This window comes from Kitasatospora sp. NPDC089797, from assembly GCF_040684795.1.
Lineage (GTDB): Bacteria > Actinomycetota > Actinomycetes > Streptomycetales > Streptomycetaceae > Kitasatospora.
This window is the reverse complement of record NZ_JBFBGS010000100.1, coordinates 1-11,657: the sequence shown is the minus strand read 5'-3', so window position 1 is coordinate 11,657 and position 11,657 is coordinate 1. Positions and strand designations below refer to the sequence as shown.

General features: G+C 74.2%; 9 protein-coding genes. 7 read left to right on the top strand and 2 right to left on the bottom strand.

From position 1 onward, the window contains the following. The 6 genes from AB0O91_RS40790 to AB0O91_RS40765 form a co-directional block, all read left to right on the top strand. Window positions 1–1,839 (top strand): condensation domain-containing protein (locus AB0O91_RS40790; protein WP_363444524.1); only part of this gene is annotated, 1,839 nt, incomplete at its 5' end. Window positions 1,840–1,859: 20 nt separating this feature from the next. Continuing rightward, window positions 1,860–2,840, top strand: coding sequence for a TauD/TfdA family dioxygenase (locus AB0O91_RS40785; RefSeq protein WP_363444521.1), 981 nt, complete (start codon window positions 1,860–1,862; stop codon window positions 2,838–2,840). Further along, window positions 2,840–4,123: an MFS transporter gene (locus AB0O91_RS40780; protein ID WP_363444518.1), complete on the top strand. Its 1,284-nt coding sequence runs from the start codon at window positions 2,840–2,842 to the stop codon at window positions 4,121–4,123. The genes AB0O91_RS40785 and AB0O91_RS40780 overlap by 1 nt, the downstream gene beginning before the upstream one ends. A gap of 85 nt (window positions 4,124–4,208) precedes the next feature. Then, entirely contained in the window at window positions 4,209–5,387 is a 1,179-nt protein-coding gene (locus AB0O91_RS40775; protein ID WP_363444515.1) for a cytochrome P450, read from the top strand. 41 nt (window positions 5,388–5,428) lie between these two features. Next, entirely contained in the window at window positions 5,429–6,244 is an 816-nt protein-coding gene (locus AB0O91_RS40770) for a winged helix-turn-helix domain-containing protein (RefSeq protein ID WP_363444512.1), read from the top strand. Between the two features lie 35 nt (window positions 6,245–6,279). Continuing rightward, window positions 6,280–7,017, top strand: coding sequence for an alpha/beta fold hydrolase (locus tag AB0O91_RS40765; RefSeq protein ID WP_363444510.1), 738 nt, complete (start codon window positions 6,280–6,282; stop codon window positions 7,015–7,017). 59 nt (window positions 7,018–7,076) lie between these two features. Here AB0O91_RS40765 and AB0O91_RS40760 read toward each other — a convergent pair whose 3' ends face one another. Continuing rightward, complete coding sequence (locus AB0O91_RS40760) at window positions 7,077–7,988, bottom strand: LysR family transcriptional regulator (protein ID WP_363444507.1); 912 nt, start codon at window positions 7,986–7,988, stop codon at window positions 7,077–7,079. A 199-nt stretch (window positions 7,989–8,187) separates the two neighbouring features. Here AB0O91_RS40760 and AB0O91_RS40755 point away from each other — a divergent pair, with 199 nt between their 5' ends. Next, window positions 8,188–9,579 carry a hypothetical protein gene (locus tag AB0O91_RS40755; RefSeq protein WP_363444504.1) on the top strand — a complete coding sequence of 464 codons (1,392 nt, stop codon included), beginning with the start codon at window positions 8,188–8,190 and terminating at the stop codon, window positions 9,577–9,579. A gap of 116 nt (window positions 9,580–9,695) precedes the next feature. Here AB0O91_RS40755 and AB0O91_RS40750 read toward each other — a convergent pair whose 3' ends face one another. Further along, window positions 9,696–11,342: a CocE/NonD family hydrolase gene (locus AB0O91_RS40750; protein ID WP_363444527.1), complete on the bottom strand. Its 1,647-nt coding sequence runs from the start codon at window positions 11,340–11,342 to the stop codon at window positions 9,696–9,698. Between the last annotated feature and the right edge of the window lie 315 nt (window positions 11,343–11,657).

The following is an 11,657-nucleotide window of genomic DNA, read 5'->3' as shown; positions in this document are numbered from 1 at the left end:
CTCACCGCCTACACCGTCACCACCACCCCCACCACCCCCACCCAACTCCGCACCCACCTCGCCACCACCCTCCCCGACTACATGATCCCCGCCCTCTACATCACCCTCGACGCCCTCCCGCTCACCCCCAGCGGCAAGATCGACCGCCGCGCCCTCCCCCGGCCCGAGCACCACACCGCCCCCACCGAGACGCCCTACACCGCCCCCCGCACCCCCGCCGAACAGCAACTCGCCGCGATCTGGGCCGACATCCTCGGCGCCGACCGGGTCGGCATCCACGACAACTTCTTCGAACTCGGCGGCGACTCCATCCTCACCATCCAGGTCATCTCCCGCGCCCGGCAGGAGGGCCTGCGGCTCACCTCCAAGCTGATGTTCGTCCACCAGAGCGTCGCCGAACTGGCCGCCGCCATCGGCGGGTTCGAGGAGACCGCCCCCGCCGGCCCGACGGCGGCGGACCGAGCCGAGGAGACCGGGTCGGTCCGGCTCACCCCGATCCAGCGGTGGTTCTTCGCCGAGCACACCGTCGACCCCGACCACTACGCCATGTCGGTCCACGTGGGCCTGGCCCCCGACACCGACCCGGCGCTGCTGGAGGCGGCCCTGCTCGCCGTCGTGGACCAGCACGACGCGCTGCGCCTGCGCTACACCCGCACCGCCACCGGTGACTGGATCCAGGAGTACGGCGACCGGCCCACCGACCTGCTGGCCGTTCGCGACCTCACCGGCGCCGCGGACGTGCCGGCCGCACTCCACCTGGCCGCCGCCGAGGCCCAGCAGTCCCTGGACCTGCACCACGGCGTCCTGCTGCGGGGGGCCTTCCTCCGACTGCCGGACGGCGCCGCGCCGCGGCTGTTCCTGGCCGTGCACCACACCGTGATGGACGGGGTCTCCTGGCGGATCCTGCTGGAGGACCTCGCCACCGCCTACACCCGCCTCGCCGGCACCGACGACGCCCCGGCCGACGGCGCCGGCACCGACGACGCCCCGGCCGACCTCGGCCCCCGCACCACCAGCTACCGCCGCTGGGCCGAGCGCCTCTCCGAGCACGTCCGCAGCGGCGGCTTCGACCAGGAGCTGGACTACTGGCGCCAGGCCTCCGCCGCGTCCGTCGAGCTCCCCGTCGACGGCACCGCCACCGGCACGGGCGCCCCCCGGTCGGACACCTACGGCGAACTCGTCGTCGAGTCCGTCCACCTCGACCGCGCCGGGACCCAGGCCCTGCTCCAGCGGGTGCCCGCCGTCCACCGCACTCAGATCAACGACGTGCTGCTGGCGGCCCTCGGCCGCACCCTGCGGAACTGGGCGGGCGCGCCCGTCACCATCGCCCTAGAGGGCCACGGCCGCGAGGAGCTGTTCGAGGACGTGGACCTCTCCCGCACCATCGGCTGGTTCACCTCGCTCTACCCGGTCACCCTCGACGTGCCCGCCGGCGACTGGGCGCCCGCGCTGAAGGCCGTCAAGCGCCATCTGCGCAAACTGCCCGGACGCGGCATCGGCTACGGCGCCCTGCGCTACCTCTCCGAACCGGGCAGCCCGGCGCACACCGCGCTCGCCGCCGCCCCGCACCCCCGGATCAGCTTCAACTACCTCGGGCAGTGGGACGGCGCCACCGGCGCGACCGGCCTGGTCCGGGAGCAGTTCGGGGCGCTGGGCGCCGACCAGGCGCCGGAGCAGCCCCGCCCGCACCGGATCGACGTGGTCGCCGCCGTCAGCGACGGCGAGCTGCGGATCGACTGGATGCACTCCCCCACCACCCACTCGCCCGCCACCGTACGCCGCCTCGCGGAGGACTTCCTGGACGCCCTGCGCCAGATCGTCGCCGCGACCGGCGCCTGACCGACCGAAAGGTTCCTGTTGTGGCCCGCTACGTACTGAACGACGACGAGAAGAACCAGGTGGCCGCGCTCGCCGACGACTACCTCGACCGGCACCCGGTCTGGGAGCCGCTGGAGCAGGCCGACGCGATCCGGATCGAGGCGGAGCGACTGCCCGTCGGCGTCCGGCAGTTCCTGGTCACCGCCCGCGGCGCGGAGGACGCGCTGATCCGGGTCGCCAACCTGCCGGTGGACGACGCGCTCGTCCCCACGCCGGCGAGTTGGGAGATCGCCCGGAAGGAGGGGGCGGCCGTCCGGGAGGAGCTGGTGCTGCTGCTGATCTCCTCCGTGCTCGGCGACCCGTTCGCCTGGACCCACCAGCAGGGCGGCCGGCTGGTCCACGACGTCTGCCCGGCCAAGGGCCAGGAGAACTCGCTGACCAGCGCCAGCAGCGAGCAGCAGCTGACCCTGCACACCGAGGACGTCTTCCACGCCTGCCGGGGCGACTACGTGGCCCTGATGTGCCTGCGCAACCCGGACGGGGTCGGCACCACGGTCTCCACGCTGGACGCGGTGGACTTCGCCGAACCGCTGCGCCGCGTCCTCCAGGAGGACCGCTTCCGGTTCTTCCCGGACGACTCCCACCACGTCGTCCCCACCCACACCGCCGAGCGCCCGTCCGCGCTGGAGGAGCGCCCGTTCGAGGTGGCCTCCGTGCTGTTCGGGCCCGCCGACTCGCCCTACCTGCGGATCGACGCCGACTTCACCGACTCGGTGCCCGAGGACACCGAGGCCCGGCGTTCGCTGGAGGCCGCCGCCGGGCTGCTGGCGCGGGCCGCCGACCGGGTGGTGCTGAGCCCGGGCGAGGCCGTCTTCATCGACAACTACCTGACGGTGCACGGCCGGGACACCTTCACCCCGCGCTACGACGGCACGGACCGCTGGCTCAAGCGCACCAGCGTCGCCCGGGACCTGCGACGCGCCTACGTGCACACCAAGTCCCGCTCCCGGCTGCTCGCCTGATGGCCGCCGGCACATCGGGCGGACGGGGGGCGGGGCGCGGCTTCACCCTGCTGTGGGCGAGCCAGGCGTTCAGCGAGTTCGCCTACAGCACCTCGCTGATCGTGCTCCCGCTCCTCGTCCTGACCCTCACCGGATCGCCGTCCCAGGCCGGGGTGATCGGCTTCGTCGACGCGGCGGCGATGCTCCTGGCGGGCCTGCCCGCCGGGGTCGTCGCCGACCGGTACGACCGGCGACGGGTCATGCTGTGGTGCGAGGGCGCGATGGCGGCGGTGTTCGGCGGGCTGGTCCTGTTGTTCTGGGCCGGCCCGGTGTCCCTGGCGCCGCTGGTGCTGCTCGCCCTGGTCAACGGCGCGGCCACGGCGGTGGTGCTGGCGGCGGGCGAGGCGATGATCCCGGGGCTGGTGCCGGAGGAGCGGCTGTCCAACGCCGTCGCGATGAACTCGGCCCGCACCTACGCGGGCCAGCTCGCCGGGACGTCGGCCGGCGGCTTCCTGCTCGCGGCGAAGCAGGCCCTGCCGTTCGCCGTCGGGTTCCTGGCCCACCTCGGCGGGCTGGTGCTGCTGCTCTTCCTGAAGCCGCAACGGCCGTCCCCCGCCCCCGCCCCCGATCCCGATCCCGGGAGCAGCGAACCGGGCGGCGGCCGACGGGAGTTCCTGGAAGGCGTGCGCTGGATCGCCCGGCACCCGTTCCTGCGGCTCGGGCTGCTGTGCGCCACGGCGGTGAACTTCTTCTTCGGCCTGGTCTACTTCGTGGTGATCGCCTCCGCCAGGACCGGCGGGGTGGGCTCCGGACCGATCGGTGTGCTGGCCGCCCTGCTCGGGGTCGGCGGCCTGCTGGGGGCGCTGGCCGCCCCGCTGCTCCAGCGGGTGCTGACCGGCGCCCGACCGGTGCTCACCGTGCTCTGGCTGTCCGCGCTGCTCACCGTCGGCATCGCGACCCTCCCCGGCACGTACACCCCCGGGGTCCTGCTCGGTCTGATCGCCTTCGCCGCCCCCACCTCGAACGCCTACTTCACCACCGCCCAGCTGCGGTTGACCCCGGACAGCCACCGCGGCCGGGTGATCAGCGTGGCGGCGATCTGCAGCGGCGCGGGCGGCGCCGTCGCCCCACTGGCCGGCGGTCTGCTGCTGGACCACGCCGGGCGGCTGACCGGCCTGCTGGGCTGCGCCGCCGCCCTGGGCGTCCTCGCGCTGGGCGCCGCGCTCAGCCCGGCCCTGCGGAACGCACCGGCCCTGGCCCCGGCCCCGCGGCCGGCCGAGGAACCCGCCGAACTCCCGGTGTGAGCACCCCCGTCACCCCGGCCCCGACCCCGACGCCCCCGACAGACGCCCCCGACAGACGACAGACGACAGACGAGGACAGACCGGCATGACCATTGATCTGGGCGACCCCGACCTCTACACCACGGACGCCAGGTTCGCGATGTGGCAGGACTACGCCGCGGCGAACGCCGTGGTCTGGAGCGAACCGGGCATCTCCCCCGGCGGGTTCTGGTCGGTCTTCTCCCACCGGGACGTCTCCGCCGTCCTCTCCCCCAAGGCCCCGCTCACCTCCGAGTACGGCATGATGATCGGCTTCGACGCCGACCACACCGACAGCTCCGGCGGCCGGATGCTGGTGGCCAGCGAGGGCGAGTGGCACGCGCTGCTCAAGCGCGCGATCGGCCCCTTCCTGTCCCGGCTGCGCGCGCCCGAGCTGGAGTCGGTGCTGCGCCGGGAGGTACAGGAGATCGTCGACCGGCTCCGCTCGGGCGGCCCCACCGACGTCGCCCTGGACATCGGCCCCCGGCTGCCCGCCGCGATCGTCTGCGAGATCATCGGCGTGCCGCCGGCCGAACGCGAGCAGCTGATCGAGCTGACCAACCACGCCTTCGGCGGCGCGGAGAGCGCGTTCAACAGGATGACGCCCGCCCAGGCGCACACCGAGATCATGTTCTACTTCGACGAGTTGATCGAGCAGCGGCGGCGCCGGCCCGGCCCGGACCTGGTGAGCGCGCTGCTCGCGGACGAGCGGCTGAGCACCGAGGACGTCCTGGTGAACTGCGACAACGTGCTGATCGGCGGCAACGAGACCACCCGGCACTCGGTCACCGGCGCCTTCCACGTCCTCCAGGAGTTCCCGGAAGTGCTGGACGTGCTGGCCGGGGACCCCGGGCTGATCGACCGCGCCGTGGAGGAGCTGGTCCGCTGGACCTCCCCGGCCGCCCACGTGCTGCGGGTGGCCACCGAGGACTGGGAGGTCGGCGGGCAGCCGATCCGCAAGGGCGAGGCGGTGGTGGCCTGGCTGGCCGCGGCCAACCGGGACGAGCGGCTGTTCGCCGACCCGGGCCGGTTCCTCGCGGACCGTGCGCCCAACCGCCACCTGGGCTTCGGCAACGGCCCGCACCACTGCCTGGGCGCCGCCCTGGCCCGGGTCGAACTGCGTGAACTCCTGGGGCGACTGGTCACGGAGGTGCGGTCGGTGGAATCGGCGGGAAATGTGAACTGGATGCGATCCAATCTGGTCCAGGGATACAGTAGCCTGCCGGTCTCGATCAGTTATCGCTGACCTGCGCTTTTAACTGTCATGAATCAATCGGGGGAATTCACGTGCTGGAGTTGCGACTCAGCGTCGACGATTTATCGCGCATTCGCGTCATCGATACCCTCGGCCTGGCCTTCGAGGCGCACCTGGCCTGGAACCGGCTGACCGAGCAGAGACGGGACGTGTTCTCGGAGTGGCGCCGGACGGTCCGCGGCCGCTCCCGCAGAACACCGCTCGCCGCGGGACCGGACGGGTCCCGCGGCACCCTCCTGGAGGCACTGACCTCGGGCCGACCGCCGGAGGGGGACTCGTTCCCCACCGAGGCGGTCGAGCCGTTCTGGGGCCGGATCCACCAGTTCCTGCGGGCCGAGCGCGACGCCTGCGGCCGCGAGGTGGTGACGGCCGGCATGGAGCACGTGCTCAACAACCGGCACCCGTCCATCGTCTGGCGCTCGCCGACGCTGCGCGTCGACAACGTCCAGCCCTCCCGGGAGATCGTCCTGGTCGGCCAGGGCCTGACCCTGGTGCCCTCGCTGTTCGCCCCCCGCCCGTTCCTGATCGACAAGGAGATGGGCTGGCACGGCCTGCCGATCCTGGTCTACAACGTCGTCCCGTCGGTCGAGGACGCCGCCGCGCTCTGGAACGGGCAGAGCGCCCGGGCGGCGCTCCAGGACCTGCTCGGCCGCACCCGTGCGGACGTCCTGGGCACCCTGCGGGAGTCGCAGTCCACCGGGCAGGTCGCGGACCGGCTGCACATCTCCACCCCCTCCGCCAGCAAGCACATCACCGTGCTGCGCCGCGCCGGGTTCGTGACCACCGAGCGGCGCCACAACTCCACCGTCCACGCCCTCACCCCGCTGGGCGAGACCCTCCTCGGCTGACCGGCCGCCGAACGGACGAGACGAATCGAGCAGGCATGTCGTACCTGAGCCGTCACTCCTCCCCCGACCGCCCCGCGCTCCGCCTGGTCTGCTTCCCGCACGCGGGCGGCGGCGCGAGCTTCTTCCGCTCCTGGTCCGGCCACCTGGACCCCTCGGTGGAGCTGCTGGCCGTCCAGTACCCGGGCCGGGAGAATCGTTTCCGCGAACCGCTGGTCCCGGACCTCGCCCCGCTGGCCGAGGCGGTCGCCGGGCAGCTGCGCCCGCTGTCGCCGCTGCCCACCGTGCTGTTCGGGCACAGCATGGGCGCGGCCGTCGCCTACGAGACCCTGCTCCGCCTGGAGGCGGCCGGGGACACCCCGGTCACCCGGCTGTGCGTGTCCGGCCGCGCCCCGGACACCCCCGCCCGGGACGACGACTACTCGGACGAACGGCTGGTCCGGGCGGTCGGGCGGCTCGGCGGCACCCAGGCCGCCGTGCTCGACGACCCCGACCTGCGCGAGCTGGTGCTGCCGATCCTGCGCAACGACTACCGGCTGATCGACCGCTACCGGCGCTCCCCCGACGCGCCCCGGCTGCGCGCCGACGTGCTCGCGCTGACCGGCGACCGGGACCCGCAGGTCACGGTGGAGCAGGCCGGGGCCTGGGCGGCCACCACCGCCGGCGCATTCTCGCTGCACGTCCTGGCGGGCGACCACTTCTATCTCGTGGCGGCCGCCGCCGAAGTCACCGGGATCATTGCGGCAATTCATCCGAGGACCGCCGGAAAAGCCTGAACCGGGGAATTCGGAACGCCCCGGAGGACATTCGGCGAATTCCGGGGAGCGGAATTCCGTCAGGCGCCGGCGGCGCCCGCGGCGGCCAGCGAGTCCAGCACCGGCCGGATCAGCGGGTGCCCGTCGGCCCCCGCCCGGACGGCGGCGAACACCCGACGGGTGGCCAGCTCGCTGTCGACCGGGCGGACCGCCACCCGGCCCAGGTCCACCCCGCGCAGCGCCGAGCGCGGAACGAGGGCGACCCCCGCACCGGCGGAGGCCAGCGCGACGACGGCCCGGAAGTCGTCCGAGGAGTGCAGCAGGCGCGGCTGGAAGCCGGCGTGCTCGCAGGCCAGCAGGACCACGTCGTGGCAGGGGTTGCCCGGGTACGGGCCGATCCACGGCTGGTCGGCCAACGCGGCCACCGCGAGCGGCCCCGACTCGGCGGCCAGCGGGTGGAGCAGCGGCAGCACCGCCTCGAAGGGCTCGGCGTACAGCGGGACCCGGGTCAGCCGGGCGTCGTCGGCGCGCGGGGCGCCCCGGTACTCGACCGCCACCGCGAGGTCGGCCCGGCCGTCCAGCACCATCGGCAGGCTGGCGTCACCCTCGGCGTCCAGCACCTTGAGCCGTACCCCCGGCGCCCGTTCGGCGAGCAGGCCGATCGCGGGGGCGAGCACGTGCGAGATGCCGGTGGCGAAGGAGGCGACGGTGACCTCGCCCGCGACGCCCGCGCTGTAGGCGGCGAGGTCCGCCTCGGCGCGCTCCAGCTGGGCGAGCACCGCGTCGGCGTGGCCGAGCAGGATCTCCCCGGCGGCGGTCAGCCGCACCCCCCGGCCCTCCCGGGCCAGCAGGTGGTGGCCGGTCTCCTGCTCCAGGGCGGCGAGCTGCTGGGAGACCGCGGAAGGGGTCAGGTAGAGGGCGGCCGCCGCGGCGGTCACGGTGCGGTGGTCCGCCACGGCCCGCAGGGTCCGCAGCCGTCGTGCGTCGATCACAGCCCAATTCTGCCAGCGCGGCGGAGCGGGCCGTCCGGGGCCGGTTCCGTCGGCGGCGGGACGGCCGTACCACCGGTGGCGTATTTCCGGACGGGATCGCTTCGCCCCGTTGACCGTCCCGGCCGGCCGGCGCTTGGCTCGTGGCCGAGCCGGGCCCGGGGGATCACCGGCCCGGCACCGTCGTCAGGGGAGGAAGTCCATGATCACCGCCCGTTCCCGCCGCCGGCTGGCCCGTACCGGCTGCGTCCTGGTGGCCGCCCTCGCGGTCGGCGCCGTGATGCCGGCCGCCGAGGCCCGGCCGCCCAAGGGCGACACCGCCCGGGTCAGCGAGGGGCCCAAGGGCGAGCAGCTCGACGGCGACTCGTACGCGCTCGGGCTGAGCGCCGACGGCCGGTCCGCGCTGTTCTCCTCCACGGCGACCGACCTGCTCCCCGGGTCCACCCCGACCGGCGGCGACGTCTACGTCCGGGACCTGCGCAACGGGCACGTCGAGCGGGTCAGCGTGGCCGACGACGGCTCCCGCCTGAACGCCGCCACCACGGACGCCTCGATCAGCGCCGACGGCCGCTACGTCGCGTTCAGCACCACCGCCACCGACGTGCTGCCCGGCCGGCCCAAGCACCGCAGCGACGTCTACGTCCGGGACCGCTGGACCGGCCGCACCGAACTCGTCTCCGCCGGCACCCTCGGCACCACCGACGACGAGACCATCCGCGGCGCCGACAGCCCCACCCTGAGCCGGGACGGCCGCTACGTCGCCTTCGCCTCCGACCGCACCGACCTGGCCGCCGGGGTGCACCGCGGCAAGCAGAACGTCTTCGTCACCGACCGCTGGACCCACACCACCCGGCTGATCAGCGTCGGCCCGGACGGCCAGGGCGGCGACAACAACTCCTTCCGTCCGACCATCAGCGCGGACGGCGCCACCGTCGGCTTCACCTCCCGGGCCGGCAACCTCCTCCCGCCGCCCGCGGGTACGGCCGCCGCGGCGCCGGCCGCCGCCTCCGCCTCCGCCTCCGCCGAGCTGGCCGGTCCCCGGTTCTACCCGTACTACGTCTGGAAGGCCGGCACCGGCACGGTCACCGCTGCCAGCCTGGACGCCACCGGCGCCCCGACCGGCGCCGGCGGCGACGCCCGGATCAGCCCGGACGGCCGCTTCGCCCTGTACGCCCTGCCGGTGGACGGCGTCGGGCGCCCCGGTACCCACGGCATCCGGATGGACCTCTACGTCCGCGAGCTGGCCACCGGCCGGACGACCCTGGTCAACACCCCGCTGCCCGGCACCACGACCACCGAGGGCGCCTACGACCCGGCGATGACCGCCGACGACCGCTGGGTCTACTTCGACTCCAGCGCCGACGACCTGGTGCCCGGCGACACCAACGGGCAGAGCGACGTCTTCCGCCGCGACCTGCGGACCGGCCGGATCGAGCGGGTCACCGCCACCCGGGACGGAGCGCAGAGCACCGGCAGCTCGGAGAGCCCGTACGTCGACGCCACCGGCGACACCGTCGTCTTCACCGCCGAGGACGCCGACCTGGTGCCGGGCGACACCAACACCCACCTGGACGTGTTCCTGCGCCGGCTCTGATCCCGCTGCCGCTTACGACAGTTGGCGTATTTCCCGATCTGATCCATCTCAGCTGTTGACCGCACCCCACCCGCGCCCCACCCGGCTCCCTCCGGACCCGGGTGGGGCGCGGCGCCTCAGCGGACGGGCAGCGCGAGCTCCGCCGGACCGAAGGCCACCGTGCCGTCCTTCGGCGTCTCGCCGCCGTACAGACCGTCGTGGGTGCCGAGCACCAGCGCTAGCCGGTGGCCGGCCGGGAGGTCGTAGGCGGTCGGGAACAGAGTGACGTCCAGCGGGAAGGGCTGCCCGACCGGGCGGCCGCTCCAGCTCTGCGGGGCGTGGGTGATCAACCGGCCGACGCCCAGCGCGTCCACGTCGTAGAGGTAGGCGACGGCCGTGCCCTGCGGCGCGGAGGCGGTGACGGTGGTGCGCACCCGGGCGGCACCGCGCACGGCCAGGCCCTGCGGGTACGGCCCGGACTGCCGGACGGCGGCGGCGGAGCGGTCGAGCAGCGGCAGCAGGACGGTCGGCGGCTGGTGCAGCCACTGGTCGACCAGGCCGGAGAGCAGCACGGTGCCGCCGCTCGCGCCGGACGGCCGGTCCCCGAGGACGGTCGCGGTTCCGTCGAACTCCACCTGCTCGGTACGGGAGTTGACGGACCGCCAGTCCGGGTAGGACTCGTGGGCACCGCCCGGGCGGACCTCCAGGTCGACCCCCTGCGGCCGGTCGTCCGCCCCGGGAGCGCCCTTCAGGTAGCGGTCGAGCCAGCCGCGGGCACCGTCCCAGGTGTCATTGGAGAAGCCGAGCAGGCCGGTGAACTCCTGGCTGGCGTGGTCGCCCGGGCGCAGTTCGAGGCGCTTGGGGACGGTCAGCCGCTGGTAGAAGTCGGTCATCTGGCCGGGGTTGAAGAAGCTGTCGCTCCAGCCGTTGGCGAGGTAGACCGCGGCGCCGTTGGCGTTGATCCGGTCCAGGTAGGCGGCCGGCGAGCGGACGTCCGCCCACTTCACCACCTCGGGCAGGTCGCGGTCGGCGAACAGGTCGTCCAGGGCGGTGGCGAACTCCGGGCTCTTGCGGCCGGTCAGGCCCTCGATGGTGGCCAGCCGGGTGGCGGCGGAGGTGTGCCGGGTCTGCCCGCTGTAGAGCGCGTCGGTGAGGTCGGCCCAGCCGCTCAGCGAGGCGACGGCCTTGATCCGCGGGTCGAAGGCGGCGCCGAGCAGGGTGAGGCCGCCGCCGAGCGACAGCCCGATCATGCCGACCCGGTCCGGGTCCGCCGGGGTGCGGGCGAGCGCCCAGTCGATCACCGTCGAGATGTCGGCGACGTCCTTGGGCCCGGCGACGTCCACCTCTCCGCCCGAGCCCCAGAAGCCGCGGACGGTGTACGTCACGACGACGTACCCGGCGGCGGCGAACCGGTGGCCCTGGGCGACGTACTCCAGGTCGTTCTGCCCCCAGCTGGCCGGCTGCACCACCACCGGGTAGCGGCCCCGGGCGTCCGCGCCCGGCGTCCCGGCGGGCGGGGTGAACACGTCGGCCTTGAGGACCACCCCGTCCGCGGCGGTGATGTCCGCCAGCCGGAAGCCGCCGAACGCCGACGCGGCGGCGCTCCCGGACGCGGTGCTCGCGGACACGGCACTCTCGGACGTGGCGCTCCCGGACGCGGCGGCGGACGCGAACGCGGGTGCCGCGAAGGCGGGTCGGGCCACCGCCCCGGACCCGAGCCCGAGTGCCAGGGCGAGCGCGGCACCGGCCGCCCGCCGTCCGCCGGTCCGCCGGAATCCTGCCATCACGCTCTGCTCCCTCAGTTCACCCGATGTGATCATGGGCGAGCCTAGGAGCTGACGATGCCTCAGAGGAGATGATGATCAGCCAAATTACTGGCCGGTAACGTGAGGTCGTCGCCGTCCACCGGGAACCGCGAACGGGGGTGGGACACCGGTACGGGCCGGCGTCCCACCCCCGAGGCGGGAGGGTGGGGCAGTTGGTCTGTGGTGGCCGTGCGGCGTGGGCGAATCGATTCGCCCCCGCCCCCCGGTGGCGGTTTGCCCCCGGCGCGCCACCCGAAAGGGCCGCGGGGCGCCCCGCCACCAAGCCCCCAAACG

Bases quoted from the DNA above. Each gene is read 5' to 3' on its own strand.
- AB0O91_RS40780 (WP_363444518.1), top strand. From the start codon at position 2,840: ATGGCCGCCGGCACATCGGGCGGACGGGGGGCGGGGCGCGGCTTCACC.
- AB0O91_RS40775 (WP_363444515.1), top strand. From the start codon at position 4,209: ATGACCATTGATCTGGGCGACCCCGACCTCTACACCACGGACGCCAGG.
- AB0O91_RS40765 (WP_363444510.1), top strand. From the start codon at position 6,280: ATGTCGTACCTGAGCCGTCACTCCTCCCCCGACCGCCCCGCGCTCCGC.
- AB0O91_RS40755 (WP_363444504.1), top strand. From the start codon at position 8,188: ATGATCACCGCCCGTTCCCGCCGCCGGCTGGCCCGTACCGGCTGCGTC.
- AB0O91_RS40750 (WP_363444527.1), bottom strand. From the start codon at position 11,342: ATGGCAGGATTCCGGCGGACCGGCGGACGGCGGGCGGCCGGTGCCGCG.